The organism is Mobilicoccus caccae (genome assembly GCF_030161635.1).
Taxonomy (GTDB): Bacteria; Actinomycetota; Actinomycetes; order Actinomycetales; family Dermatophilaceae; genus Mobilicoccus; species Mobilicoccus caccae.
In genome coordinates this window covers 1,730,510-1,755,361 of the sequence record NZ_BSUO01000001.1, presented here as the reverse complement: position 1 = coordinate 1,755,361, position 24,852 = coordinate 1,730,510, and the positions used below count along the sequence as shown (strand labels likewise).

Here is a 24,852-nt window from a genome sequence, read left to right as displayed (position 1 = left end):
TCGAACTCCAGCTCTCGACGACCGGCGGCTCAGACCTGCTGGCCGACGTTCCAGAAGAAGTTGATGAGCGTCACCGACGCGCCGCAGATCACGGCCGCGCCGCAGGAGACGAGCACGCCGATCTTTCCGCGCGAGGCGAGGTGCGGGTTGCTGCTGTTGGCGCCGAAGCCCCACACGATCGCGGAGACGATCAACGCCAGGACACTGAGGATCAGGCCGATCGTCATCACCGCGCCGACGATGGTGCGCAGCTGGTTGATCCCCGGCAGCCCGTTGGTGTTGGGGTCGATGTTGATGTCCATCGGCACCAGCAGCGGCGCGGACATGACGTTGGCGAGCAGATCGAACACGGTAGGTCTCCTTGGCGACGGGCGGCCCGCCCACGAACTCGCAGACGGGGTGCACGCGACAGGTGCGCCCGTCCTCCCGCCCTTGTCAGTGGCCGCCCGTAGCCTTGAAGGTGTCCGGGCGTCGCTCGTCCGCACGGGATCGCGGGATCGAGAGGTGCAAGGAACATGAGTCAGTACGGGGTGGGCTACCTCCAGCGATTACGCACTGCCGTCGAGAAGTTCGAGAGGGCGTTCAACGCGTGGATGAGCACGCAGGTCGAATCGGACCACATGTCCGCACGCGGCCTCTTTCCGACCGTCTGGACGAAGGAAGGCCAGGATCGGAACGAGGTTCAACGTCTCGAACTCGCGGTCGCGGAGGCTGCCGGCGTGGCAGCGAGCGCGGTTTCGGTAACTGGCGCCTACATTGCGATCGCGGGCATCGGAGCGATAGACCCGATCTCCAACTGGTCGTTCATGTCTGCACCAAAGGCTCCGATTGCACCTCGGGACATTCGCACGACGACCGCCAACGTCAAGGGCAGACTGGACGCGATGATCGTGGACGCAGAGTCCCGCACCGACTCTGACTTGCCGACTTTCGCCCCCGCGCAGTTCCACCCTGTGGTCTGGTCCGGCGCTTCCGCACACTGGACGACGCACCAGTACCGAGTGGCAGTCCGCGAGGCAGCCGAAGGCCTCACAGTCCACTGGAAGGAACGGCTCGGCCGGAACGATGTCGATGACACGGTCTTCTGGCAGCAGACGCTCTCACCCGGTGCGCCGGAACCAGGCAAACCGAAACTCACCTGGCCAGGAGCGTTGGACGACAAGACGGTGAAGAGCATGCGCGGCGGTCTCGAACCGCTCGCGAAGGCACTCAATTTGCTGGCCACCGGCCTGAACCTGACGGTCCGCAACGTGACGACGCATACGCGCACTGAGCTGTCAGAGCAAGAAGCGATGGAACGCCTCGCCGCCTACAGTTATCTCGCGCGACTGCTCGATCGGTGCGAGCCCTCAAGCGCCGACGAAGACCAGCCGGGCGAGTAAGCACAGCCCTTCAGCTACAGACTCGACCCGACTGTGAGGAGCCAGTTCATCCAGGCGACGCCGCCTCCAGCGAGGACGGCGGCGCCGAGGGAGACGAGGACTCCGGTTCGGCCTTTGCCGGCGGTGGCGTAGTTGCCGTGCGCGGTCGCGATGGCCCATACGATCGCGGAGACGATGAGCACGAGCACGGCGACGATGAGGACGAAGGTCAGGAGCGCGCCGACGATGGCGCGGAGGTCGCCAATGCCGCCGAGGCCGTCGAAGTCGGGAAAGACGCCCATTACGCACCAACCTTGACTGTGACGTGGAGGTGGTCGAAGTGGCCGCCGGTGATGGAGGCGGGGTCGTGCATGCCGCCGCCGTTGTAGGGCCGCCAGCCATCAGCGTCGCTGGCGAGGGACCAGATTTGGCCTTGCCAGATGAGGTACTGGACGCCGAGCACGTCGGCGTTGTCTTTCATCCAGTTCGTGACTCGCCAGCCGGCTTCGAGATGCGCGGTGTTGGGGCGTTGGCCGATCTTGTTGCCGAAGGTGATGTCGCAGGCGCGTCCGAGAGGATGCTCGGACTTCGTGCCGGGACGGGGTGAGTAGCAGCCCCAGCCGGTGTCGGGGAACGCGGCGAGGGTCTGCTGGTAGAGGTGCAGCATCCGGGCGGTGATCTTGCCGTTGCTGGTGGGATCATCGACGAGTCCGTCGGGGTCTCCGTCGACGCCGTCTGGCGCGCCAGGCGTGCTGGCGGTGTTGCAGGCGGCTGGTGATCCACTGGTCGCGGTGGGGAGGTTCGCGGCTCCGTGCTGGTTGAGCCAGGCGGCGGCGTCGATGGCTTCGCCATTGGTGCCGCCGGGACGGACCTCGAAGTGCAGATGGGCTCCGGTGCTCATGCCCGAGGAGCCGACATGACCGATGTGCTGCCCGGCGCTCACTCGGTCTCCGGCGTGGACATGGATGCCGTGCTGCCACATGTGCGCGTAGGCGGTCGCGACGGTCTGGCCGTCGATGGTGTGCTCGATGACGATGAGCCCGCCGTAGCCCCCGGAGAACTCCGCAACGGTGACCAGACCATCGGCGGCGGCGAGGATCGGGGTACCGTCGGGTGCGGCGAAGTCGGTGCCGGTGTGCAGTTTCTGTTCCCCGGTAATCGGGTGCGTCCGCATCCCGAACGGAGAGGTCAGCACCCAGGTGCCTTCCGGCAATGGGAACACCACCCGCGACGACGCGGACGCTGGACCACCTGCTCCGAGTCCAGGCCCGCTACTACTGGTGAGGGCGGTGAGGATGCTCTCGGCGACGGGTTCGTAGTTGCGGTAGCGGTCGGGGTAGGCGGAGACTTCGACGGCTTGGGCAGCTTCGCCGGGGTCCATCTGCTGCCAGCCGGGGATGTCGAGTAGGCCGCGCGGTGAGGGGTAGTTCGGGCCGGTCGGGCCGCCGAAGAACGCGCGGGCTTGGTAGGTGGGGTCCATGAGTTCGGCGACGGTTCCCCAGCCGGATTGGGGGCGCATCTGGAACAGGCCGAGGCTGTCGTGATCGGAGCCGTTGCCGTCGTTGGGATAGTTCGCCGACTCTGGGTAGGCGCCGGTGTTGGTGAGCATCCGCAGCGTGGACTCTGTGAGCGCGGCCATGAGCGCGACCTTGATCCCGGGCCGTCCCACGTCGCCCTGGCCGTTGCCGATGGCGATGATCGTGGCCGCGTGTGTGAGCTGCTGACGGTTCAGGGTGAAAGTCTCCCCGTTCGCGGTGGTCACGGTGAGCGAGTCCGGGACGGGTCCGAGGTTCACGGTCCCTCCGGGGGTGGCGCAGTGGGCGGCGGCGGGGTTCATCAGCACACCGATGCCGAGCAGTGCTACCGCGGGCGAGAAGAACATCAGCGCGAGGGCCGCGACGGCGAGTTTGCGGAACACGACGACATCTCTCAGCGCAGCGGGTTGTCGAGCTGCGACAACCGCAACAGGCGGCAGGTCGAATAGGTCGGTGCGCAGACGACGAACACGGTGAACGCCACCTCGTGCTGCGAGGTGACCGGCTGCCCGTTCCAGACGCCTTCACGGTGGCGGGTGCCCTCGATCGTGACCGCGACCGTCCCAGGGGCGAGCTGTCCTGGCTGTGCCTGCTCGACGGCATCGGCCCACGCGCCCGGCACGAATGCCCGGTCGATGGTGAGGTGCTGGCTGGTGGCGTACTGGCGCAGCTCGATCCAGGCGTCCCGGTTCGGCAGGTATGCGGCCACGTCGGAGGCGAGCCCGGCCTGTTCGTCACCGGAGGGGTCTCCGACCGCGAGGATCGCCGAGGTGTAGTCCAGCGGCCACAACCCTGATGCGGTATCCCAGGCGAACAGGGTGGACGCGACACCTTGGGCGAACATCGCCGGATCGGCGGAACGCGGCACCGCTGGCACTCGCGGAGCTCGGGGCGTGCTCGGCGGCACTGTCGGCGGTTCCGTGGTGGCGGACGGGCCAGGTTTCGGATCGTCGGTGCTCGTGGACGTGGTGCGGGGGCCGGTGAGGAGTCCGTAGATGCCGACGCTGGCCAGGAGCAGCAGGACGATGCCGGCGGCGATGAGGGCGACGAGTCGGCGGCGCTTGGGGTCTGTGGGTGCAGGGCTCATGCCGAGCAGGTGCGCACCCGCTGCCCGTGCCGGTGGTCAGAGGGCGCGCAGGCGTGGCCGCATAGCTGTGTCTTCTCGGGCGGCGTGGAGGGTCTCGGCGAAGTGGGTGGTGCCTTCGACGGTGGCGAGGAAGTTGTCGAACTGTTCGTCTGTCAGCTCGGTGGCGAGGGTGTCGGCGTCGTAGTGGGTCCACCAGTTGGCCAGTTCGCCCCAGGTCTGGACGAACGCGCGCAGCGGGTAGCGCACCGGCTGCCCATCGTCAGAAACGACGGGCAGAGGGCGTGGTGTGGTGCGCTTGCCTTTCTTGAGTGACTTCGCGTGGGCGACGGCTGCTTCGGCGCGGGCGTGCAGCTCGGCCTCGCGCCGTTCTCGCGTCACTGAATCGCACTGGGTTGGTTGGAGTCTCCATCGTTTGGAAACGAGGATGGACTCATGCCGAAGGACACCACCCCGGGGAAGCCGACCACGCGTCGCTACAGCCCTGAAGAGAAGGCAGCTGCGGTGCGGCTGGTCAGGACACTGCGTGCTGAGCTGGGCACCGAGCACGGCACGATCCAGCGCGTCGCGTCCCAGCTCGGGTACGGCACCGAATCGGTGCGGTCCTGGGTCCGCCAGGCCGACATAGACGAGGGCCACGTGCCGGGGGTCAGCACGAGCGACGCCGCGCGGATGAAGGCCCTCGAGCAGGAGGTCCGGGAGCTCAAGCGGGCCAACGAGATCCTGAAGAGGGCAGCCAGTTTCTTCGGGGCGGAGCTCGACCGCCAGCACAAGAGGTAGCCGCGTTCATCGACGTCAACCGCGATGATGTCGTCGCGGGCCGGCGTCTGGGGGTCGAGCTCATCTGCAGCGTGCTGCAGGTGGCCCCGAGCAGCTACTACGAGTTCAAGAACCGCCGGCCGTCGGCTCGCGCCCAGCGCGATGAGGTGATGGGCCCGATCGTGCGGCAGCTGTGGGACGACAACTATCGGGTCTATGGCGCCCGGAAGGTCTGGAAGGCTGCACGGCGTGGCGGTCACGACATCGGCCGGGACCAGGTCGCCCGGCTGATGCGCACCGCAGGCATTGAGGGTGTCGGGCGCACCAAGGGGGTCCGCACCACCAAGCCCGATCCGGACGTGCCTCGCCACCCCGACCTGGTGGGCCGCGACTTCACCGCCTCCGCGCCGAACCAGCTGTGGGTCACCGACCTGACCTATGTGCCGACCTGGGCCGGCGTCGCGTACGTCTGCTTCATCATCGACGCCTACTCACGCGCGATCGTCGGGTGGCGGGTCGCATCCCACATGCGGACCACGATGGTCCTCGATGCCATCGAGATGGCCCGTTGGTCACGCGGCACCCAGCTCACCGGTCTGCGGTGTCACAGCGACGCGGGCAGTCAATTTACGTCGATTCGCTACGGCGAGCGCTTGGCAGAGATCGGTGCCGTGCCGTCGATCGGCACCGTCGGCGACAGCTACGACAACGCCCTGGCCGAGACCGTGAACGGCTACTACAAGGCCGAGCTCATCCGCGGTCCCGCACGCGAGAGACGGCCGTGGAGGACCGTCGAGGACGTCGAGCTCGCCACCCTGAGCTGGGTCCACTGGCACAACCAGCGGAGTTCGAGGCGACGTTCTACGCTACGAAACGGACCGACCAACTCCTGGTCGGAATCCAATAGCCCGAGCCTCCATCAGACCCAGTGCGATTCAGAACTAGGGCAAGGTCGGGTCGTGGGGGTCCGTCAGGATGGGTTTCCCCTGTTTCCGTGGTTCATCCACAGCATCATGGCGCCCATCATGGCGAGGCAGCCCAGGGCGTAGAGGAGGCCGCCGGCGCCGAGGCCGCCGGCGGCGATGAGCATTCCGATGACGACGAGCATGGGCACGCACATGAGCCACATCAGCCAGCCGTGACCGTGCCCGGGGCTGGGAGCCGGGGTCTCGGGTGTGGGTGTCTGGGTAGGTTGCGTGAACTGTGCGTAGTCGTTGGACGGTGAGTGCCGCGTGGCCATGGTGGGTCTCCTTCGTATGTTCGTCCCGGGCCGTTTGCCCTGTGTCTTCAGACTCGTCGCCCGATGTGGCGGTATGGCCTTGGGTTGATGAAGGGTGGGTCAAGATGTCGGCCGGGTCACTGGACGACGACTTCGGTGGTTGCTCCGGCATCGGTGGTGCGAAGGACCTTCCCGTCGACGACAACGATGATCTCGACCTTGCCGTCAGTGGTGCGCTCGGCGAACAGGGAATCGGCGGTGCCGATGGTGTCGGGGTGCAGGGTCCAGGTCGTGCCGGCGTCGTCACTTGTCGCCAAGCGTCCAGCGCTGGTGGTGGTGACGATGGTCTGCTCGTCTGCCCACGCGACCAGCACCGCGGTCTCCGGTGGCGTGAGCTTCTGCCAGGTCGCTGCGTCGTCAGTGCTGAGGAGCAGGCCTGCAGCGGTCGTGGCCAGGAGAGTCCCGGAGGTGGGTGAGGCGGCCAGTGCCCGGGGTGGGGCGGCGATGCTGCGGTCTGTCCAAGAGCGGCCGTCCGTGCTGGTGCGCAGGGTCCCGTCGAATCCGGTCACGCCCTTGGGTCCGACGGTGAGGGCATGGAAGTCGGATTCTCCACCTCGCGAGGTGACCTGCCAGCTGAGGCCGCCATCGGCGGAGGTGATGAGCCCGACCGGCTGAGGCAGATCGACCCCGATGCCCGGATGGCCGGAGGCGTAGAAGGTGCCGTTGGGCCCGACAGCGAAGCCCATCAGGTCGATGATCGGCCCGTTCTGGCTCAGCTCGCCCTTGACATGACGGAAGAGCCCTTCGTGGGTGGCCAGCAGTAGCTCGCCAGTCTCCGGGTCTCGCGCAACGGCGTGGATGTGAGTGATGGCGATCGGCGCGTTCGACTCATCCGCTTCCGATGGAGGGCTTGAAGCCGTCCCGGCAGGTCGGGAGCCGGATGCGTCCGGCGCGGTCGTAGCCACGCAGGCGGACAGACCACCGAAGGCGAGGACCAGGGCACCGGCTGACAGCGCCCGCAGCACTGGCCCGTTCACTTGGCATACTCCAGGGCGATCATCATGCCAGCCTCGGCGTGGTAGATGTTGTGGCAGTGGATCATCCAGTCGCCCGCGTTGTCGGCATCGAGGTCGATCGCGAAGGACTGCATCGGCGCCATCAGGACGGTGTCCTTGCGCAGACCAGAGGGCAGCGCGAACGTGTGACCGTGCAGGTGCAGCGGGTGGGTCATCATCGTCATGTTGACGGCGTTGATCCGCAGCCGTTGCCCGGCCGTGACGGTGAGGGGTTCGTTCTTCCCGAACTGGGCCCCATTGATGCCCCACCGGTAGGGCTTCATCGAGCCCTGGAGATTCAGGTCGACGGTCGCATCCGGTGCCTTGGCGGGCAGCTTCGCGGACTCCGCCGGCTGCAACTGGGAACCGATCAGCACCTGCCCGGACAACTCGGGTGGGGTGACATCCGCACCGGGCGCGGCACCGCCCGCGGTGCGGACCAGGGCCATGGCCTGGCCGCCGCTGGTCTTGCCGAACGGCCTGGCCACCAGCGGGAAAGCCCCGTCCTTGAGGGTGACGACCGCGTCGTAGCGTTCGCCCATCCCGATGTAGAAGGCATCGACCTCGCTCGGCTGGACCGCATGCCCGTCGGTGTGCGTGATGGTCATCCGGTGCCCGCCCAAAGCGACGGTGAAGATCGTGTCGGAGGCAGCGTTGATGATCCGCAGCCGGACCTTCTGGCCGGGTTTGGCGGTCAGGACCTCGGGATCGGTGGGGGGTCTGCCGTTGACCAGGAAGAACGGGTATGTGACATCGCCGGCGTCGCCCCACGGCCCGGCACCCATCGACATCCCGCCCATCGAGCCGTGGTCCATCCCGCCCATGTCGCCGGAGGATGCGGTGCCGCCGTCGGCGATGAGCTTCTTGAGCACGGCGTCGGGGGTGGTGCCGGTCCCGTCGATCCAGTCATCGAGGACGACGATCCACTCGGCGTCATATCCGCCTTGTTCGTTGGGGTCGTCGATCACCATCGGTGCGTACAGGCCGCGGTCGAGCTGGACGCCGACATGCGGGTGGAAGAAGTAGGTGCCGGGGTCGGGGACGGTGAACTCGTACACGTACTGGGCGCCTGGCTTGACCGGGTCCTGGGTCAGGCCAGGGACCCCATCGGCGGCGTTGCGCAATCGGATGCCGTGCCAGTGGATGGTGGTGTCCGCGGGCAGCTGGTTGTCCAGCGTGAGCCGTAGGAAGTCACCCGCGGTCGCCCGGACCAAAGGCCCGGGGGCGACGTCTCCGTATGCCCAGGTCGACACCTGCCGTCCGCCCAGGTCGAGGGTGACCGGTTTCGCTGTGAGGGTCTTCTCGATCAGTTTCTGCCCCGGGGACGGCGGGATCGGGGTCGGCGTGCCGAACGTACGGGACGGCGTACCGGTAGACCCGGGCGATGATGTACAGGCGGCTAGGGCCGCGGTCGCGGCGACACCCAGGCCGCCGAGCAGGACGTTGCGGCGGGACAGTAGGGGCGAGGTCATGATGCCTTTCCGGGTCGGGGAGAGAGAGTCAGTGGCCGTCGGCGATCAGACGGCGACGCTGTTCGTACTCCTCGGGGGTGACCTCGCCACGGGCCAGGCCTTCCTTGAGCAGGGTCAGCGGGTCCGGGCGGTCAGCCCCGGCGGTCGTGCGATCGCGTCCGGGAAGCAGTGCCCGGATGACCAGGACGATGACGAGCCAGAACGCGAGAGTGCCGCTCCCCATGATCAACCACATCCACCACTCCATGCCGTAGCCCCACATCATGAGCGTGCTCCTTGCCATTGCCGTCGTCGTGAACCCAGTGGTGTCGACACGATCCATCCTGTGCGGTGTAGGTCGTGATCAGACTCTCGCTGAGTTGAGGTTTGACGAAGATCCGGGACGCGCTACCGACGAGGCGGCGTCGACAGCACGGGTGGGCGAGAACGGTGGGAGAGAATGTCGAGTGTGAGCACCACACACCCAACCCCCGGACCAAGTGTTCTCGTCATCGAGGATGAGAAGACTCTCGCCGGGATGATCGGCGCCTACCTGTCCCGCGCCGGGTACCAGGCTCGCGTCGTGCACACCGGACCGGAAGGGGTGCAGGCGGTGCGTGATCAGACGCCCGACGTGGTGATCCTCGACCTCGGGCTGCCCGGACTCGACGGCATCGAGGTGTGCCGCCAGATCCGCACTTTCACGGACTGCTACGTCATCGTCGTCACCGCCCGCAAGGATGAGATCGACACCCTCATCGGCCTGTCCGTCGGCGCCGACGACTACGTCACCAAACCGTTCAGTGTTCGCGAGCTCGTCGCGCGGGTTCAGACCGTCCTGCGCCGACCCCGCACCGGCACGTCCCGTGCCCATCGTCAGGAGCCGGTGTGGGTGTTCGGGGAACTTCACGTGGACTCGGTTGGCCAGCAGGTCCACCTCGCCGGTGATCCGGTGGCGCTCACCCCCACGGAAAGAGACCTGCTGATGACACTCGCCGAACGGCCCACCATGGCCTTCTCCCGCCGCCAGCTGATCGACGAGGTCTGGGGCGACGACTGGGTCGGTGATGAACACCTGGTCGATGTCCACATCGCCCACCTCCGCCGAAAGCTCGGCGATGACCCGGACACGGCCCGCTACATCAGCACCGTGCGCGGCATCGGCTACCGGATGGGCAAGGGATGAACACCTCACCCGGCGCCCATGCGTCCCACGGCCTCGGGTCCCGACTGCTGGCCGGGCAGTCGATCGTCCTCGTTGCCGGCGCCCTCACCGCCGGACTGGTCGCCACGATCATCGGCCCCCCGATCTTCCACGACCACCTCCTCCAAGCCGGCCACCCGTCGAACTCGCCCGAGCTGGCCCATATCGAGATGGCCTACCGGGACGCCTCACTCATCTCGGTCGGCGTGGGGCTGCTCATCTCCCTGCTGGCCGCCACCGCAGTGACTTGGTTCCTCACCCGGCGTCTGCGACGCCCCTGGACCAAGTAACCCACGCCGCCCGAGAGCTCAGCAGAGGCCACTACGCCACGAGGGTCCCACTGGTCGGTTCCGGCACCGAGTTGGAGACCCTCGCAACCGCGTTCAACACCATGGCGGCCCGGCTCGAAGGGGTCGAGGACACCCGCCGGCGGATGCTCTCCGACCTCGCGCACGAGCTGCGGACCCCGATCGCCACCCTGAGCGCCTACCACGAGGGCCTGCACGACGGCATCGCCTCCCTCGGACCCGACTCCCGCGCCGCCCTGACCGAGCAGACCGAGCGACTCACTCGGTTGGCCGACGACATCGACGAGGTCTCCACAGCCGAAGAAGGCCGCCTCGACCTCGATCTGCACGACCACGCCGTTGCCGACCTGCTCTGGGCCGCCCACGAAGGAATGCGAGAGCGCTACGCCGCCCAGGGCGTCAGCCTCGTCATCGACCCCACGGCGGCAGCAGGCCTCGCCGTGAAGGTTGACCGGCACCGCATCGGGCAGGTCCTGACCAACCTCCTGACCAACGCCCTCCGGCACACGCCACCCGGGGCGACCGTCACCGTCGCCGCCCAACGCGACGGGGCGGAAGTCGGCATCAACGTCACCGACAACGGCGAAGGCATGACACCCGAGCAGCTAGAGCACGCCTTCGAACGGTTCTACCGCGGGGACTCGGCACGCACTCGCGACCGCACCGGCTCCGGCATCGGCCTCACCATCAGCAAAGCCATCGTCGACGCCCACGGCGGCAGCATCACCGCCGCAAGCGCAGGTTCCAGCCTCGGGACCACCTTCATAGTCAGCCTGCCCACGACGCTCAATGACGAGAGCCGTTGAGCAGTACAGCCTGGAGGCCGCCCGCGAGAACGTCGAAGACCTGGCAGGCTGATCGTACTCGGTCCGCGACATTGCAGCCTGCGCTGAAGGATCAAATCGCCAGCAACCAAACGCAGACAAGCCCCCTGTACCCCATGATCGGGAGTATAGTAGAGCGTGAGGCAGGTTCTTCTCATCTGCGGGTCCTCCGGGACGGCCCACCACGGGCGCTCATACACGTACTGCCTTCTCGACGGAGAGCACGTGTGACGAGAGGCCCGCCATGTTCCGCCTTTTCTGGACGATTAGTGTCCACAGCCGCTACTACCTGCGCCGTTACATACCGAGCAACCGGCTGCTCGACGCGATCCGCAGGCGACGCGGTCTCAGATGGGGCATCCCGGCAATGCTGATCGCCGCGCCCTACCTCCTGATCGCGAGCATTTGCACCCGCCTCATCGATGATGGCGGCCCCGGCTGGCTTCACCTCGTCGTATTTTGGGCGATCTGGAACGCGATGAAGTTCGTCATCATGGGACCGGTCAGCCTCGCCCTCCTGGTCCGTGCCCGGACCCAGGAAGCAGTCGCGCGGCGCCGCGCACGCGCTGAGCAGGTCACCCACGACCACTCGATGAATCAGGAACCCGTATCGGCGGGAGCACTCCGATAATTGCGGCGACTAACCCGGATCGTTCACGAGACTCGGGTGTGATCGGCGCGTAGAAGCACGGAAGTGCCTGTCCAGCAGGGCAAACTTGGGTTTGCGACGACTCAAGATCTCCGAACCGGAAGGCACTCCGTAGGTGAAGCGTACTTCGTGGTCTACCGGCTTGTCCGTGACCTCCGATGGTGTCGGCGTGGTGGCCCATGCGGGCAGCGTCGCCACCCGCCTTCTGGCCGACCGGGTCGGCCTCACGTCCGAGTTGTCCAAGGTGATGGTCCGCCGCAACTTCGTCCCCGGTCACGACCGCGGCAGGGTGCTGACCGACGTCGCGGTGATGCTCGCCGACGGCGGGGAGGCGATCGCCGACATCGACGTGCTGCGCCACCAGTCCAGCGTGCTGGGCCGTGTCGCGTCGGCGCCGACGGTGTGGCGGGCACTGGACGAGGTCACACCTGGCCGGTTGAAGAGGATCCAGAACGCGCGGGCGCGGGTCCGCCGCCAGGTCTGGTCCCAGCTGCCTGACGGCGTCCCGGCGAGCAAGGTCGCCGGGACCGATCTTGACGATCTGATCGTGCTCGATACCGACGCGACCATCGTGATCAGCCACAGCGAGAAGGAGAACGCGGCGGCCACGTTCAAGCGGACCTTCGGGTTCCACCCACTCGGGGTGTGGTGCGACAACACGAGTGAGTTCCTCGCCGCCAAGCTCCGCGCTGGCAATGCCGGCTCGAACACCGCCGCCGACCACATCGAGGTCCTCACCGACGCGATCGCGCAGATCCCCGGCACGCACCGCAAGAAGCTGCTCATCCGCTCCGACGGCGCGGGCGCATCGCACAAGCTGCTGGACTGGCTTACCGAGCAGAACCGGGTCCGTGGCCGCAGCGTGGAGCACAGCGTGGGTTTCGCGGTCACCGAGAAGATCCGCGACGCCATCGACCTGGTCCCGAAGAAGGTCTGGACCCCGGCACTGGACGCCGACGGTGGGATCCGCGAAGGAGGTGACGTCGCCGAGCTCACCGGGCTCTTGGACCTGAGCAGCTGACCGACCGGAATGCGCGTCATCGTGCGCCGCGAACGACCCCATCCCGGCGCCCAACTGTCGCTGTTCGAGGAACGTGACGGCTGGCGCTACCAAGCCTTCGTCACCAACACCACGACCGGACAACTGGCTTTCCTCGAGGCCCGGCATCGGGCGCACGCTCGGGTCGAGGACCGGATCCGGCACGCCAAGGACTCGGGGCTGGGGCGGTTCCCGTCGCGGGAGTTCGAGATCAACCGGGTGTGGCTGATGCTGGTGCAGATCGCTGCCGACCTGACCGCATGGACCCGGCTCCTCGCACTGACCGGAGACGCGAAGTCGCTGGCGGCGTGTGAGCCGAAAGCGCTGCGCTGGGCCTTACCCCCGGATCTTGGACACGGGGTGTGATTACGCGGCGGTTGGCAGCGTAGCGGCCCGGCGGGCCTCGTAGGTGGACGGGGAGAGGTAGCCGCACCAGCTGTGACGGCGGCGGGTGTTGTAGCGGACGAGCCATCTGAAGACCTGCCGGCGGCAGGTCAGCTCGTCGGGCCAGCAGGCGGTGTCTTGGAGGACCTCGCGCTTCATCGTGGCGTTGAACGACTCCGCGAGTGCGTTGTCGGCCGACGAGCCGACGGCGCCCATCGACTGGGTGACGCCGAACTTCTTGCAGAGCTGGGCGTAGGCCTTGGAGCAGTAGACCGACCCGTGGTCGCTGTGGAAGATCGCGCCCTTGAGGCTGTCTCGGGTCGCGGCCGCGACGTTCAACGCTTCCTCGACGAGTTCGGTGCGCATGTGGTCGGCGATCGCCCAGCCGGCGAGCCGTCGGGAGTAGCAGTCGATCACGGTCGCCAGGTACAGGTTCGTCCCGTCCGCGAGCGGGAGGTAGGTGATGTCGCCGACGTAGCGCCGGTTGGGGCGCTCGGCGGTGAAGTCGCGCTGGAGCAGGTCGGGGTACTTCTGCCCCGACGGCTCGGGGATCGTGGTCCGCACCCGCCGCCTCTTCACGTAGCCACGGATGCCCTCGGCCCGCATCACCCGCGCGACGCGCTTGTGGTTGACCCGCTCACCGGCAGGGGTGTTGTCGTTGAGCTCGGCGGTGATCCGCGGCGCACCGCAAGTGTTGTCCTCGGCGTGGACGGCCCTGATCCGCTCCACGAGCTCGGCATCGGCCCGAGCTCGCTCTTCGCGTGCCGGGGCTGCCTTGAGCCAGGCGTAGTAGGAGGAGCGCTCGATCTCGACGAGCTCGCACAGTCGCTTCACCTCGAAGGTGGCGGAGTTGTCGGCGACGAACTGGAAGCGACTCACCAGCGCGTCTCCCCGGCGAAATACTTGGCCGCCCGCTGCAGGATCTCCCGCTCGGTGGTGAGCTTGGTGGTCTCGGCCCGCAGCGCCGCGTTCTCGGCCTCCAGTCGGTCGATCTTCTGCTCCGGCGTCTCACCTTCGGGCGCCGAGGAGTTCTTCTTCGACGGCCTGGACTGCAGTGGGCTGGAGGTCAACGTCCCGTCAGCAGCGGTCTTCTTGCCGGTCCCGTAGACCTCGAGCCAACCCCGCAGCGTGCCACGCACGATGCCGAGATCCTCGGCGATGCCGCGGACCGTGGCACCCGGGGTGGACTCGTACAAGTCGACGGCCTGACGACGGAACTCCTCGGAATAGTTCTTCCTAGCCATGATTCCTGGATCATCTCGCTTCCCCAGCAGGTGCTGGATTCAGCGTGTCCAAGAACCGGGGTCAAGCACCGCTACCGCTTCCTTCACGTCCCAGCCCGGCTGACTCACAGCGCCCGCCGACGACGCTTGCGGATACCCGAGTCGTGGCCATGGGCGGCCGCGATCGTCGCAGTCTTCGCCAACATCGCCGCGATCCCACAACCCGCCTGACCCCCCGTCCGCCCACGACATCACGACCCGGAGAACCGCAGCCCGGCAGCGCCAGCCGGCCCAACGTCGTACCCGCGCACCGTCATCGACTCACCCCACGCAGCGATGCCGTCGTCGGCACCGTCATGAAAGACCGGGGCTAATTGCGGCGACCTACAGCCTGGACCGGCTCAGCCGGGTCGTTCCGCAGATCATGGCGGACCTCCACGACGCCGGCGTGATCATCTACACCGCCGACCGAGAACCGCAGCCCCTCGGCGACACGACCACGCTGCTCGATATCCAGATCGCCACGATCCACGCATCTTCCTCCCGGGTCAGGCGCATCAAGCACTGACCCGAGCGCGCCGGCCGCCCGGACGGATCGTGACTCCTTCCACGTCGAGCGCGCGCCGGACCGCCTGTTGACTCACCCCGAACCGCAAGCCGACCTCTATCAGCGTCGAACCACCCTCGTAGAGTTCGACCGCCTCAGTCACGTCGGACTCATCGAGGCCGCGCCTGCGGATCGGGATCGACCGGCGGACAAGATGGGCAGCCACTGTGCGGCGGTGAACACTGAACCGCTCGCCCAACTCAACGAGGGTCGCGCCTTCCCGATACAGGGCCACCAGCTCGTCGACCTGCGCCGGGCGCAGAAAGGTTTGAGCTATCCCAACTGCACGCACCATCCGACCCCGCGAGTCCACAACCGACGGCTCCAAAGGCCGCCAAGAACGCTTGTATACGCCACGCGACCTGCGGGACACCACCGTTTTCAATGCCGAGTAGGGGTTCTCAAACTCTCTACCGAGGTCCACTCTCCTTCCGCGCAGGGCCTCCTCCACGCAGGAGGCCCTTTCGCATGTCACCCCCGCCGGAACGCGGCGACGTCGACCGCCAGCGTGACCTCGACAGGATCGGTGCCGCCCGCGAGATCCTCGAGTCTCTCCGGAGTCACGTGGTGGGCACCGGGACCCATGCGCGCCAGCAGGGCGGCGGTCGCGGCGTCCACCGTGAGGGTGCGGCGCACCGAATGCACCGGCCCGGGAACGAAACCCGTGAACGTCTGCGCCAACCGTTCGGCCTTGTGCGGGTCGACCCGGGGGAGTCCCAGCGCGGTCACCAACTCGGTGAGGTGATCCGGCGCCGGCGTGACCACCACGACGTGGCCACCCGGAGCCAGCACGCGCGCGAACTCCTCGGCGTTGCGGGGAGCGAAGACGTCGAGGACGAGAGCGGCCGCGCCGTCCCGCACGGGCAGCCCCGCCCACACGTCGGCGACCATCGAGGCCAACCGAGGGTGGGCGCGAGCGGCCCGACGGGCGGCGTGGGCCGACAGGTCGAGGGCGACCCCGTGCCGCTTCCGCAGGGCGTCGAGGACGGCGGCGGTGTAGTGGCCCGTGCCTGCGCCGACGTCGACCACCACTCCGTCGGGCAGAGCCAGCGACGTCGCCATCGCGACCAACGCCCGGCTGATCGGGGTGTACGTGCCCGAGTCCAGCACGTCCGCCCGGGCGGCCACCATCGCGGCGTCGTCGGCGGCCGCGCCCGCGGGGCGGCTCAGGAGGTTGACGTATCCCTGCCGCGCGATGTCGAAGCTGTGACCGGCACTGCAGCGCAAGACCCGGTCCTCCACCCCCACGTCCTGGGCACATCGCGGACAGCGGAGCCAGGGGGCGACGGTGGCGAGGGCTGACATGGCGCTCACCCTACGGACCTGAACGACCCGCGAGGCAGGGACGCCGCCTCGACGTGGGGCCGGGGCAGGGGGCACGATGAGCCCATGCCCTCCGACCTGCTCCGCCCGATCCGGGGCGGGACCGTGCTGTCCATGGCCGTCTATCCCGAGAAGGCGGCGCCCGGCCGTCCGCTGACCACGGCGCAGGTGGGCACCGAGGGCCTGGAGGGGGATCGCCGCAAGAAGCGCCCCGTCCACCTCGTCGGCCGCGAGAACGACCCCGACTCGACCCGGGCGAACTTCTTCCTCGACGTGTCCGACGTCGACCTGCAGCGACTCGTGGGCGAGGAGGTGCACGTCGGCCGCGTCGTCCTCCGTTTCACGGAGGTGCCGAAGAACTGCCCCGGGGTGTACGCCGACGTCGTCCGCGCCGGAGTCGTCAACGTCGGCGACGCGCTCTCCTGACGACGCGCCGGAAAACCCCGGTGAGCCGGGCACCCTCGGGCGTCTACCCTGGGATGACGGCCCCGCTGCGGGGCCGTCCCCCTGCGCCGAAGGGCGCGTCGTCCAACCGAGGAGAGCACTCGTGTCAGCCCAGATCACCGTGTCAGTCGCCGGGAGCGAGCGATCGGTGCCGGCAGGCACGACGGCCGCCGACCTGTTCGAGGGGAGCGTCGCGTCGTCGTGGCCCGGGTGGGCGGCGAACTCAAGGACCTCACCTACGAACTGCACGACGGTGATGCCGTCGAGGGCGTCGACATCGCCTCCGACGACGGCCTGGACGTGCTGCGTCACTCGTGCACGCACGTCATGGCCCAGGCGGTGCAGCAGCTCTGGCCCGACGCGAAACTCGGCATCGGCCCCTACATCCGCGACGGGTTCTACTACGACTTCGACGTCGCCGAGCCCTTCACCCCCGAGGACCTGAAGAAGCTCGAGAAGACGATGCAGAAGATCGTCAACGAGGGGCAGAGCTTCCGCCGCCGGGTCGTCTCGGCCGACGAGGCCCTCGCCGAGCTCGCCGGCGAGCCGTACAAGTGCGAGCTCATCGGTCTGGCCCACGGCCCCGGCAGCGGCGGCGCCTCGGATGCCGACTCCGCCTCCGAGGCGCTGGAGGAGAACGCCGAGGGCGCCTCCGTCGAGGTCGGTGGCGGCGAGATCACGATCTACGACAACGTCCGCCGCGACGGGTCCGTGGCCTGGGGCGACCTGTGCCGCGGCCCGCACGTGCCCACGACCAAGCTCATCGCCAACGGGTTCAAGGTCATGCGCAGCGCCGCCGCGTACTGGCGCGGCGACCAGGCCAACGCGCAGCTCCAGCGGGTGTACGGCACGGCGTGGGCGAGCAAGGAGGCGCTCAAGGAGTACCTGCACCGCCTCGAGGAGGCCGAGAAGCGCGACCACCGCAAGCTCGGCGTCGAACTCGATCTGTACTCCTTCCCCGACGAGATCGGCTCGGGCCTGCCCGTGTTCCACCCCAAGGGCGGCGTCATCAAGCGCGAGATGGAGGACTACGTCCGCGCCCGCCACATCGAGGAGGGCTTCCTCTACGTCGGCACGCCGCACATCGCCAAGGAGAACCTGTTCCACACCTCCGGGCACCTGCCGTACTACGCCGACACGATGTTCCCGCCCATGCACGTCGACGAGGAGCGCAACGCGGCGGGCGAGGTGACCAAGGCCGGGCAGGAGTACTACCTCAAGGCCATGAACTGCCCCATGCACAACCTCATCTACCGCTCGCGTGGGCGCAGCTACCGTGACCTGCCGATGCGTCTGTTCGAGTTCGGTTCGGTGTACCGGTACGAGAAGTCCGGCGTCATCCACGGCCTGACGCGCGTGCGCGGGTTCGCCCAGGACGACTCCCACTCCTACGTCACCAAGGAGCAGGCGGGGGACGAGATCCGGCACCTGCTCGACTTCGTCCTCGGACTCCTGCGCGACTTCGGTCTCGACGACTTCTACCTCGAGCTGTCCACGCGCGCGACGAGCGGGCCCAAGGCGGACAAGTTCATCGGCTCCGACGAGGACTGGGAGGAGGCGACGCGGATCCTGGAGGAGGCCTGCACCTCGACCGGGCTCGAGCTCGTGCCCGACCCCGGCGGCGCGGCCTACTACGGCCCCAAGGTGTCGGTGCAGGCACGCGACGCGATCGGTCGCACCTGGCAGATGAGCACGATCCAGTACGACTTCAACCAGCCCGAGCGGTTCGAGCTCGAGTACCAGGCCTCCGACGGCACGCGTCAGCGTCCGGTGATGATCCACTCGGCCAAGTTCGGCTCGATCGAGCGGTTCATGGGTGTGCTCGTCGAGCACTACGCGGGTGCGTTCCCGGTGTGGCTCTCGCCCGTGCAGGTCACCGCGATCCCGGTGGCGGAGGAGTACAACGAGTACCTGTACGACATCGCCGACCGGCTCAAGGCGGCGGGCGTGCGGGTCGAGGTCGACATCTCCGACGACCGCTTTCCCAAGAAGATCCGCAACGCGAGCAAGTCGAAGGTGCCGTTCGTGCTCATCGCCGGTGAGGAGGACCGCGCGGCCGGCGCCGTGTCGTTCCGGTACCGCGACGGCTCGCAGCGAAACGGTGTGCCCATCGAGGACGCCGCCGTGGAGATCCTCACGGCCATCGAGACCCGCGCCCAGGTCGACACGGCGCCCGCCGTGGAGTCCTGACCTGCCTCGTCGAGCTCGAAACGGCGTGTCGTGATGAGACCATGGGCGTATGAAGGCCACGAGAGGCGCAGGTGGTATGCGGGGGTTGAGCGCGCAGCTCACCCGCGTCGCTCGTGCCGAGCCCGACGACGCCTTCAGACTCGGTGCACTCGAGATCGCCTACAACCGTGAACTCGGCCGGGCGGCCGAGGAGGGATTTCTCGACCGCTACGCCGAGGTGTGGTTGCGCGAGCGGGGCCGGTATCCGAGCTGGATCGCCTCGACGGTCGACGGAAACCCGTTGGGGTCGTGCACGATCGCGTTGATGCGGTCCCTTCCTCGGCCGGGGCGCATCCCGCGCTCGTGGGGGCACATGACCAACCTCTACGTGCGCCCCGAGGCGCGTGGACTCGGCCTGGCGAGCCGCCTGCTGGACGAGGCACTGCACTGGTGCGACGCCAAGAACCTGCTGTGGGTGCAGTTGCTCACCAGCGAGGAGGCCCGTCCGCTGTTGGAGCGGCGCGGGTTCACTCCGTGCGGGGAGGCGTTGTTCCGCCGGGAGGGCCCGCGCTGAGTTCGCGGCGGCGCAGTTTGCCGTTGCGGGTGCGGGGCAGGTGGGGGACGAACACCACCTCGCGCGGACGCTTGTAGGCGGCGAGGTCGGCCGCGGCGACCTCGAGGGCGCCGCGCAGGTCCGCCTCGTCGGCCTCCGGTGTCGGGACGACGAAGGCGGCGATCACGGAGACGTCGGTCTTGACCTGCATCGCGGTCACGGCCACCTCGAGCACGCCGTCGACGTGGGACAACGCCGCCTCGACCTCATCGGGGGAGACGCGGTACCCGCCCGCGGTGATCACGTCGTCGGCCCGACCGTGGTAGGTGACGTACCCGTCCTCGTCGAGGCTGACGAGGTCGCTCGTGACGAACCAACCCTGGCGGATCGGCGTCTCGTCGGGGCGGTTCCAGTACCCCAGCATGAGTCCGGGGTCGTCGGCGGACACGGCCAGACGACCGATGTCACCGCGGGGGAGTTCGCGGTCGTCGGGCCCGAGCACCGCGATCCGGCGCCCGGGCTGAGCACGGCCCGGTGACCCCGGCCGCACCGGGACCGACGGCGAGCTGGAGACGAACGTCGAGATCTCGCTCATGCCGAGGGCCTCGAACAGCGGGGTCCCGGTGGCGGACTCCCACGCCGATCGGGTGGCCTGGGGCAGGGCCTCACCGGCGACGAGGCCGTGACGGAACCGGGTGCCGCGCAGTGCGGCGAGCCCCTCGGGGTCGGCGGCGAGCATCTGCCGATAGACGCCCGGGACGGCGGCGAACATCGTGGCGTCCGTGGCGCGGATGAGCCGTCCCCACAGGCTCCGATCCCGCTCACCGGTGACGACGACGGCGCGGGCTCCGCACGCCCAGGGGTCGGTCAGGCCGACGCCGAGGGTGTAGGTCCAGTTGAAGGCGCCGGCGTGCAGCACGACGTCATCCGACCCGATGCCGTACCAGCCGTCGTACATCGGCCGCCGCCCCCACGCGGAGCGGTGCGCGTGCAGGACGCCCTTGGGGCGGCTCGTCGTCCCGGAGGTGTAGACGAGGAACGCCGGGTCGTCGGCAGCGGTGTCGGCGTAGGGGATCCGCCGGTCGGAGGCCCGCCGGCGCGCCACGTCGGTGGGCGTGAACCGGAGGATGCCCGGCGCCTCGAGATCACCGTCGTCGACGATGGCCGCCGCGCCGGAGTCCTCGAGCAGGAAGGCCGCCTCGGATCGCGTCAGTTGCGCGGAGGAGGGCAGCGAGACGAGCCCGGCCGCCATCGCCCCGAAGTGGACGATCGCGTAGTCGCTCGTGTCGCCGAGGCGGATCATCACGCGGTCGCCCGGCGTGAGCCCGGCCTCGAGCAGTCCGGCTGCGACGGCGCGGACGGCGTCGTCGAGCTCGCCGAAGCTCCACCGCTCGACCCCGGCGTCCGTGCCGGCCTCCAGACCCGCGAGTCCCTCCCTGCCGTGGACCACGAGCAGTGCGGTCTCCTCGGGTCGCTCCCGCGCCGCGTCGAGGCAGTAACGGGTGAGGTTGAAGCGGGGAGGAGGTCCGGTCGGCGTGGACATGGGCACCAGTGAACCGCACGAGGCGCGCGGGTCGGTCAACCGCGGGGGAGACGCCGGGCACTGAACACCGGGCGCGGCAACGGGTCGCGGAAGTGGTGGGTGTGCGCCACGAGGACGAGCACCCAGCCCGCGGTCCACGGGATCACGGAGAGCTCGTCCAGACCCGCGACGCGCAGCAGAGCCGTGAGGAGGATGAGGACGAAACCGACGAGTGCCGGGATCCGCACGTGCAGCCGCCCGACGCCGCGTCGTGCGGGCGCGCGGGTCATGACCGCGACGACGAGCCCGCACAACGCCCCGATCGTCAGGACATGGGAGACGGAGGTCGAGGTCAGCACGGTCGGGGGCAACCAGGCCAGGGTGAGGCGGGTCAGGTTCCACAGGACGAGACCGACCGGCAGGCAGGTGTAGGCGACGAGCGTCATCGCGGCGAGGCCGTCGTGGCGCGCCGCCCGCCACGGCCACGTGCGCATGTGCCAGGCGATGAGCAACCCGGCCACGAGCCCCAGGACCGCGGAGACCGGGCGGACACCGCCGGCGAGGATCGCCGCGCCGAGGGTGAGCAGGAACGGCAGGCGACCGTAGCGCGACGGCGGCGTCGGTGGGTTGCCGACGCGTTCGTCGGCCGTGGACAGGAACGCCGGCACCATCCGCCCGCCGACTCCGGCGAGCAGGAGCGAGAACAGCAGGATCAGCGTCTCGCCGGGAGCGAACCCCACGGGCCGGGTCATGAGGGCCGAGCCGAACCAGGCCGAGGCCGTCCCCGCGACCCCGCAGAACGCGACGACCGCGCAGGGGTAGAGGCCGATCCGGGCCGGCGGGCGTCCGCTGCGCACCAGCTCTCGCGTGACGATGACCACGACCCACCACAGGAAGGCGCCCGTCGCGAACGCGAAGGCCCAGCGCGGCAAGGCGTTCGGCGGCAGGAGCATCACCCCGCGGGCCAGGACGTACAGCGCCGCGAGCACCATGACCGGTCGGCCCGCGACCGGGGCGCGGCCCGTCCAACTCGTGCACGCGGTCGGCACGTAGCCGGCCAGGGCGCCTCCGCCGATGGCGAAGAACATCTCGTGCGCGTGCCAGCCGGGTGGCCGGGCGGGGGCGATCCACCACCACCAGGGCACGACGAGCGCGGCATACAGGGCGAGCAACGCGAAGAGGACACGCGAGGACGCGAGCCACGGACCGTGCCCGGGCCAGGTGGTCGGTGCGGGGGGATCGCCCATGTCCCCCTTCCGGTCGCTCCTGCCGCGGGCCCGTGACCGGCGGCGCTGCGATGCTAACGAGCGCTCGGGGCGGCGCGCCGGCGTTCGCCGCGGAGTGCGGCCGTTGGTCCCGACCGGGGCCGGCACCACCTACGATCGAAGGCATGCAGACGCCGGAAGCTCCCGAGGAGGCCAGCAAGTTCGCCCGGGTCAGGGACGGGTTCCAACGCTTGTGGACCCCGCACCGGATGGCCTACATCCGTGGTGAGAAGCCGACGGCGCGGCCCGGTCCCCGCGCGAAGGCGACCTCCCCGGAGTGCCCGTTCTGCTCCGCACCGGGGCGCTCGGACGAGGAGGGGCTCATCGTCCACCGCGGTGAGCACTGCTATGTCGTGCTCAACCTCTTTCCGTACAACCCCGGGCATCTGCTCGTCTGCCCCTACCGTCACGTGCCGCGCTACCTCGACCTCACCGATGAGGAGACCCTGGAGTTCACCGCCCTCACCAAGGACGCGGTGCGGGCGATCGAGACCGCGTCGAACCCGATGGGGTTCAACCTCGGCATGAACCAGGGCGCGGTGGCGGGTGCCGGCGTCGAGGCGCATCTGCATCAGCACGTCGTGCCCCGGTGGGGTGGGGACATGAACTTCCTGCCGATCATCGCCCAGACCAAGGCCCTGCCCAGTCTGCTCGAGGACACCCGCCAGGAGATCGTCGAGGCCTGGCCGCACACGGCGACGCCGAACCGGTAGGCGCCGGCGCGGCCACCGGCTCGGCGTCGGGTCGTGAGGTCGGCGAGACCCTCAGACCTTGGCGTGGTCGGCCACGAGGTGGGCCGGCATGAGTTCGTAGCCGGTCATCGAGCGTTCGAACACGCCCGCACCCTGGGTGATCGAGCGCAATTCGACGGCGTACCGGGTCAGTTCGGTCTGCGGCACCTCGGCGGTGACGACCGTGAACCCGGCCTGGTCGGCGGGGGCGCTGCCTTGGATGCGTCCGCGGCGGCCGCTGATGTCGGTCATGACGGCACCGAGGTGGTCGTCCGGCACGGTGACGGTGAGCAGGTCGATCGGTTCCAGCAGCGCCGTCGCACCGGACTCGGCGGCAGCCTCCTTGAGCGCGAGGGAGCCGGCGAGCTGGAAGGCGGCGTCGGAGGAGTCCACCGAGTGCGCCTTGCCGTCGAAGAGGGTCACCCGCACGTCGACCATCGGGTAGCCCGCGACGACGCCCTTCTCCAGTTGGGCGCGGACGCCCTTCTCCACGCTGGGGATGTACTGGCGCGGCACGGCGCCGCCCACGACCTTGTCGACGAACTCGAACCCGGCACCGCGGTCGAGGGGTTCGACCTCGATCTCGCAGATCGCGTACTGGCCGTGGCCGCCGCTCTGCTTGACGTGACGGCCCTTGGCCTTGGCCGGTCCGACGAAGGTCTCGCGCAGCGCGATCCGCAGGGGGACGACCTCCACCGAGACGTCGAACTCCTGCTGGAGTCGGGTGAGGACGAGGTCGAGGTGGGTCTGGCCCATCGTCCACAGCACGATCTGGGAGGTCTCGGCGTTGTGCTCGACCCGCAGCGACGGGTCGCTCCCGGCGAGCCGCTGGAGGGCGCCGGGCAGCTTGTCCTCGTCCGTGCGGGAGGCGGGCTCGACGGCGGCCGGCAGGAGCGCCTCCGGCATCGTCCAGGGAGCCACGACGACCGGGTTCTCCTTGGGGCTCAACGTGTCCGAGGTCGCCGCGCCCGGCAGTTTCTGCACGACGACGAGCTCGCCGGCGATAGCGGAGTCCTTGGGGCGCAGGGCCGAGCCGAGCGGCGAGGCCAGCGGGCCGACGCGCACGTCGTCGTCGTGGTCGGGGTGACCGGCGACCTCGGCGCCGGTGAAGCTGCCCAGGTGGCCCGACACGTGCACGACGTCGTCCTGACGCAGGGTTCCGGAGAACACGCGGACGAGGGCCACGTGGCCGACGTAGGAGTCGTTCGTGGTCTTGATCACCTCGGCCACGAGCGGGGCCGCGGGGTCGACGACGATCTCGGGAGCCTCCGCACCGGCGATCGTGTACGCCGTGGGACGGGTGGCGAGCGTGGGCGGCGGGAAGGCCGCCTTGATGAGGTGCAGCAGCACGTCGATGCCGGCGCCGGTGCTCACGCTCACGGGGACCACGGGGTGGAAGGACCCGCGCGCCACGGCCGTGAGCAGGGCCGACTCGACGACGTCGAAGCCGATCTCCTCGCCACCGAGGTAGCGGTCGAGCAGGCCGTCGTCCTCGGCCTCCTGGATGATTCCCTCCAGCAGCGGGCCGTGGTAGGTGTCGAAGAAGCCGATGTGCTCCTCGGCCGTCGGGCGCACCACGCGCTCGGCGCCGGTGTAGTCGTGCACCTCGCCCAGGACGAGGTCGACGATGTGCTCGAGCTCGCCGGGGGCGCCCATGACCGGGACACCGAGCGGCATGACACCCTCGCCGAAAGCGCTCTGGGCGTCCGCGACCGCGGTGTCGAAGTCGGCGTTCGGCGTGTCCAGCTTGGTGAGGACGACCGCCAGGGGAGCACCCACCTGCTTGCACTCGTGCCACAGCGCGCGGGTGGTGGCGTCGACACCGTCGGCGGCCGAGATGACGAACACGGCGGCGTCGGCAGCGCGGAGTCCGGCGCGCAGTTCACCGACGAAGTCGGCGTAGCCGGGAGTGTCGATGAGGTCGACCACCAGGTCGCCGTCACTCACGCAGGCCACCTCGAGAGTGGTGGATCTGCTGCCGTCCCGGTTCGGCGGCCGGTGCCCGGGCGTGGTCGTCGTGATGAGGTGATCGAACAGGCGGGTCTTTCCCGATCCGCTCGGTCCGACCAGCACGACGTTGCGCAGGGCCTCCGGAGAGGTGACGACGGGGGAGCTGGTGGCGTGGTCTTGTCTGCCCATGACT

Annotated in this window: 22 protein-coding genes, 4 pseudogenes and 1 other annotated feature; of the genes and pseudogenes, 11 read left to right on the top strand and 15 right to left on the bottom strand. The window is 68.9% G+C overall.

Annotation, left to right across the window (positions count from 1 at the left end; genetic code table 11):
• Positions 1 to 29: 29 nt before the first annotated feature.
• Positions 30 to 326, bottom strand: a complete 297-nt coding sequence (locus tag QQK49_RS08455) for a DUF6112 family protein (protein ID WP_297105607.1) — start codon at positions 324 to 326, stop codon at positions 30 to 32.
• A gap of 189 nt (positions 327 to 515) precedes the next feature.
• Between QQK49_RS08455 and QQK49_RS08450 the strand changes: the two genes are divergently transcribed.
• Positions 516 to 1,382 carry a TIGR02391 family protein gene (locus tag QQK49_RS08450; protein ID WP_284303541.1) on the top strand — a complete coding sequence of 289 codons (867 nt, stop codon included), beginning with the start codon at positions 516 to 518 and terminating at the stop codon, positions 1,380 to 1,382.
• Between the two features lie 14 nt (positions 1,383 to 1,396).
• Here the strand turns inward: QQK49_RS08450 and QQK49_RS08445 are convergent, their stop codons facing one another.
• From QQK49_RS08445 to QQK49_RS08430, 4 genes are read right to left on the bottom strand one after another with little or no spacing between them, the layout of a single operon-like run.
• Positions 1,397 to 1,663: a DUF6112 family protein gene (locus tag QQK49_RS08445; protein ID WP_284303540.1), complete on the bottom strand. Its 267-nt coding sequence runs from the start codon at positions 1,661 to 1,663 to the stop codon at positions 1,397 to 1,399.
• Positions 1,663 to 3,279, bottom strand: coding sequence for a M23 family metallopeptidase (locus QQK49_RS08440; protein WP_284303539.1), 1,617 nt, complete (start codon positions 3,277 to 3,279; stop codon positions 1,663 to 1,665). The genes QQK49_RS08445 and QQK49_RS08440 overlap by 1 nt, the downstream gene beginning before the upstream one ends.
• 11 nt (positions 3,280 to 3,290) lie before the next feature.
• On the bottom strand, positions 3,291 to 3,983 hold the full coding sequence (locus QQK49_RS08435) for an RAD23 family protein (RefSeq protein ID WP_284303538.1): 693 nt from the start codon (positions 3,981 to 3,983) through the stop codon (positions 3,291 to 3,293).
• A gap of 36 nt (positions 3,984 to 4,019) precedes the next feature.
• Complete coding sequence (locus QQK49_RS08430) at positions 4,020 to 4,361, bottom strand: hypothetical protein (RefSeq protein ID WP_284303537.1); 342 nt, start codon at positions 4,359 to 4,361, stop codon at positions 4,020 to 4,022.
• Positions 4,362 to 4,415: 54 nt separating this feature from the next.
• Between QQK49_RS08430 and QQK49_RS08425 the strand changes: the two are divergent.
• Positions 4,416 to 5,646: pseudogene (locus QQK49_RS08425) on the top strand (IS3 family transposase).
• Positions 4,715 to 4,849: a sequence feature (AL1L pseudoknot), on the top strand. Its footprint overlaps the pseudogene before it by 135 nt.
• 63 nt (positions 5,647 to 5,709) lie before the next feature.
• Here QQK49_RS08425 and QQK49_RS08420 read toward each other — a convergent pair.
• The 4 genes from QQK49_RS08420 to QQK49_RS08405 all read right to left on the bottom strand — a co-directional run bounded on the left by QQK49_RS08420 (position 5,710) and on the right by QQK49_RS08405 (position 8,750).
• Positions 5,710 to 5,979: a hypothetical protein gene (locus QQK49_RS08420; RefSeq protein WP_029212958.1), complete on the bottom strand. Its 270-nt coding sequence runs from the start codon at positions 5,977 to 5,979 to the stop codon at positions 5,710 to 5,712.
• Positions 5,980 to 6,095: 116 nt separating this feature from the next.
• Complete coding sequence (locus QQK49_RS08415) at positions 6,096 to 6,983, bottom strand: F510_1955 family glycosylhydrolase (RefSeq protein ID WP_029212957.1); 888 nt, start codon at positions 6,981 to 6,983, stop codon at positions 6,096 to 6,098.
• An 8-nt stretch (positions 6,984 to 6,991) separates the two neighbouring features.
• Complete coding sequence (locus tag QQK49_RS08410) at positions 6,992 to 8,485, bottom strand: multicopper oxidase family protein (RefSeq protein WP_034254532.1); 1,494 nt, start codon at positions 8,483 to 8,485, stop codon at positions 6,992 to 6,994.
• A gap of 28 nt (positions 8,486 to 8,513) precedes the next feature.
• The gene (locus tag QQK49_RS08405; protein ID WP_029212955.1) at positions 8,514 to 8,750 is read right to left on the bottom strand and encodes an SHOCT domain-containing protein; all 237 of its coding nucleotides are present in this window, start codon (positions 8,748 to 8,750) and stop codon (positions 8,514 to 8,516) included.
• Positions 8,751 to 8,924: 174 nt separating this feature from the next.
• Between QQK49_RS08405 and QQK49_RS08400 the strand changes: the two genes are divergently transcribed.
• The 4 genes and pseudogenes from QQK49_RS08400 to QQK49_RS08385 all read left to right on the top strand — a co-directional run bounded on the left by QQK49_RS08400 (position 8,925) and on the right by QQK49_RS08385 (position 12,854).
• On the top strand, positions 8,925 to 9,650 hold the full coding sequence (locus QQK49_RS08400) for a response regulator transcription factor (RefSeq protein ID WP_029212954.1): 726 nt from the start codon (positions 8,925 to 8,927) through the stop codon (positions 9,648 to 9,650).
• Positions 9,647 to 10,782 (top strand): annotated as a pseudogene (locus QQK49_RS08395) (sensor histidine kinase). Before QQK49_RS08400 ends, QQK49_RS08395 begins: the two are co-directional and overlap by 4 nt.
• A gap of 262 nt (positions 10,783 to 11,044) precedes the next feature.
• A complete protein-coding gene (locus tag QQK49_RS08390; RefSeq protein WP_284303536.1) occupies positions 11,045 to 11,431 on the top strand; it encodes a sulfate permease in 387 nt (128 codons plus the stop codon).
• A gap of 133 nt (positions 11,432 to 11,564) precedes the next feature.
• Positions 11,565 to 12,854 (top strand): annotated as a pseudogene (locus QQK49_RS08385) (IS1380 family transposase).
• Here the strand turns inward: QQK49_RS08385 and QQK49_RS08380 are convergent.
• Positions 12,855 to 14,116, bottom strand: a protein-coding gene (locus QQK49_RS08380; RefSeq protein ID WP_284303535.1) for an IS3-like element ISTesp3 family transposase whose coding sequence is annotated in 2 segments (ribosomal slippage) — positions 12,855 to 13,768 and positions 13,768 to 14,116 — 1,263 coding nt in all. Because the reading frame shifts where the segments join, the coding sequence is not laid out codon by codon here.
• Between the two features lie 403 nt (positions 14,117 to 14,519).
• Between QQK49_RS08380 and QQK49_RS08375 the strand changes: the two genes are divergently transcribed.
• Positions 14,520 to 14,663, top strand: a complete 144-nt coding sequence (locus QQK49_RS08375) for a hypothetical protein (RefSeq protein ID WP_169516871.1) — start codon at positions 14,520 to 14,522, stop codon at positions 14,661 to 14,663.
• Here the strand turns inward: QQK49_RS08375 and QQK49_RS08370 are convergent.
• Together QQK49_RS08370 and QQK49_RS08365 are read right to left on the bottom strand one after the other, a co-directional pair.
• Complete coding sequence (locus QQK49_RS08370) at positions 14,653 to 15,153, bottom strand: hypothetical protein (protein WP_284303534.1); 501 nt, start codon at positions 15,151 to 15,153, stop codon at positions 14,653 to 14,655. The genes QQK49_RS08375 and QQK49_RS08370 overlap by 11 nt on opposite strands.
• Before the next feature lie 20 nt (positions 15,154 to 15,173).
• Positions 15,174 to 16,007 (bottom strand): putative RNA methyltransferase, encoded by an 834-nt coding sequence (locus QQK49_RS08365; RefSeq protein WP_284303533.1) that lies wholly within the window; start codon positions 16,005 to 16,007, stop codon positions 15,174 to 15,176.
• Positions 16,008 to 16,091: 84 nt separating this feature from the next.
• Between QQK49_RS08365 and QQK49_RS08360 the strand changes: the two genes are divergently transcribed.
• From QQK49_RS08360 to QQK49_RS08350, 3 genes and pseudogenes are all read left to right on the top strand, one after another.
• Positions 16,092 to 16,451 (top strand): hypothetical protein, encoded by a 360-nt coding sequence (locus tag QQK49_RS08360; protein ID WP_284303532.1) that lies wholly within the window; start codon positions 16,092 to 16,094, stop codon positions 16,449 to 16,451.
• Between the two features lie 121 nt (positions 16,452 to 16,572).
• Positions 16,573 to 18,659 (top strand): annotated as a pseudogene (gene thrS, locus QQK49_RS08355) (threonine--tRNA ligase).
• A gap of 49 nt (positions 18,660 to 18,708) precedes the next feature.
• Positions 18,709 to 19,212: a GNAT family N-acetyltransferase gene (locus tag QQK49_RS08350; RefSeq protein WP_284303531.1), complete on the top strand. Its 504-nt coding sequence runs from the start codon at positions 18,709 to 18,711 to the stop codon at positions 19,210 to 19,212.
• Here the strand turns inward: QQK49_RS08350 and QQK49_RS08345 are convergent.
• Both QQK49_RS08345 and QQK49_RS08340 read right to left on the bottom strand, forming a co-directional pair.
• Positions 19,166 to 20,734, bottom strand: a complete 1,569-nt coding sequence (locus QQK49_RS08345) for an acetate--CoA ligase (protein WP_284303530.1) — start codon at positions 20,732 to 20,734, stop codon at positions 19,166 to 19,168. The genes QQK49_RS08350 and QQK49_RS08345 overlap by 47 nt on opposite strands.
• Positions 20,735 to 20,769: 35 nt before the next feature.
• Positions 20,770 to 21,960, bottom strand: coding sequence for an NnrS family protein (locus tag QQK49_RS08340; protein ID WP_284303529.1), 1,191 nt, complete (start codon positions 21,958 to 21,960; stop codon positions 20,770 to 20,772).
• Positions 21,961 to 22,103: 143 nt separating this feature from the next.
• Between QQK49_RS08340 and QQK49_RS08335 the strand changes: the two genes are divergently transcribed.
• Positions 22,104 to 22,691: an HIT family protein gene (locus QQK49_RS08335; RefSeq protein WP_284303528.1), complete on the top strand. Its 588-nt coding sequence runs from the start codon at positions 22,104 to 22,106 to the stop codon at positions 22,689 to 22,691.
• A gap of 51 nt (positions 22,692 to 22,742) precedes the next feature.
• Here QQK49_RS08335 and QQK49_RS08330 read toward each other — a convergent pair whose 3' ends face one another.
• Positions 22,743 to 24,848 carry an elongation factor G-like protein EF-G2 gene (locus QQK49_RS08330; RefSeq protein ID WP_284303527.1) on the bottom strand — a complete coding sequence of 702 codons (2,106 nt, stop codon included), beginning with the start codon at positions 24,846 to 24,848 and terminating at the stop codon, positions 22,743 to 22,745.
• Between the last annotated feature and the right edge of the window lie 4 nt (positions 24,849 to 24,852).

Excerpts from the sequence above, each read along its gene's own strand:
- QQK49_RS08330 (WP_284303527.1), bottom strand. The coding sequence starts at position 24,848 with ATGGGCAGACAAGACCACGCCACCAGCTCCCCCGTCGTCACCTCTCCG.
- QQK49_RS08420 (WP_029212958.1), bottom strand. The coding sequence starts at position 5,979 with ATGGCCACGCGGCACTCACCGTCCAACGACTACGCACAGTTCACGCAA.
- QQK49_RS08445 (WP_284303540.1), bottom strand. The coding sequence starts at position 1,663 with ATGGGCGTCTTTCCCGACTTCGACGGCCTCGGCGGCATTGGCGACCTC.
- QQK49_RS08400 (WP_029212954.1), top strand. The coding sequence starts at position 8,925 with ATGTCGAGTGTGAGCACCACACACCCAACCCCCGGACCAAGTGTTCTC.
- QQK49_RS08450 (WP_284303541.1), top strand. The coding sequence starts at position 516 with ATGAGTCAGTACGGGGTGGGCTACCTCCAGCGATTACGCACTGCCGTC.
- QQK49_RS08360 (WP_284303532.1), top strand. The coding sequence starts at position 16,092 with ATGCCCTCCGACCTGCTCCGCCCGATCCGGGGCGGGACCGTGCTGTCC.
- QQK49_RS08375 (WP_169516871.1), top strand. The coding sequence starts at position 14,520 with ATGGCGGACCTCCACGACGCCGGCGTGATCATCTACACCGCCGACCGA.
- QQK49_RS08435 (WP_284303538.1), bottom strand. The coding sequence starts at position 3,983 with ATGAGCCCTGCACCCACAGACCCCAAGCGCCGCCGACTCGTCGCCCTC.
- QQK49_RS08335 (WP_284303528.1), top strand. The coding sequence starts at position 22,104 with ATGCAGACGCCGGAAGCTCCCGAGGAGGCCAGCAAGTTCGCCCGGGTC.
- QQK49_RS08345 (WP_284303530.1), bottom strand. The coding sequence starts at position 20,734 with ATGTCCACGCCGACCGGACCTCCTCCCCGCTTCAACCTCACCCGTTAC.
- QQK49_RS08410 (WP_034254532.1), bottom strand. The coding sequence starts at position 8,485 with ATGACCTCGCCCCTACTGTCCCGCCGCAACGTCCTGCTCGGCGGCCTG.
- QQK49_RS08340 (WP_284303529.1), bottom strand. The coding sequence starts at position 21,960 with ATGGGCGATCCCCCCGCACCGACCACCTGGCCCGGGCACGGTCCGTGG.
- QQK49_RS08455 (WP_297105607.1), bottom strand. The coding sequence starts at position 326 with ATGTCCGCGCCGCTGCTGGTGCCGATGGACATCAACATCGACCCCAAC.
- QQK49_RS08390 (WP_284303536.1), top strand. The coding sequence starts at position 11,045 with ATGTTCCGCCTTTTCTGGACGATTAGTGTCCACAGCCGCTACTACCTG.
- QQK49_RS08405 (WP_029212955.1), bottom strand. The coding sequence starts at position 8,750 with ATGATGTGGGGCTACGGCATGGAGTGGTGGATGTGGTTGATCATGGGG.
- QQK49_RS08350 (WP_284303531.1), top strand. The coding sequence starts at position 18,709 with ATGAAGGCCACGAGAGGCGCAGGTGGTATGCGGGGGTTGAGCGCGCAG.
- QQK49_RS08365 (WP_284303533.1), bottom strand. The coding sequence starts at position 16,007 with ATGTCAGCCCTCGCCACCGTCGCCCCCTGGCTCCGCTGTCCGCGATGT.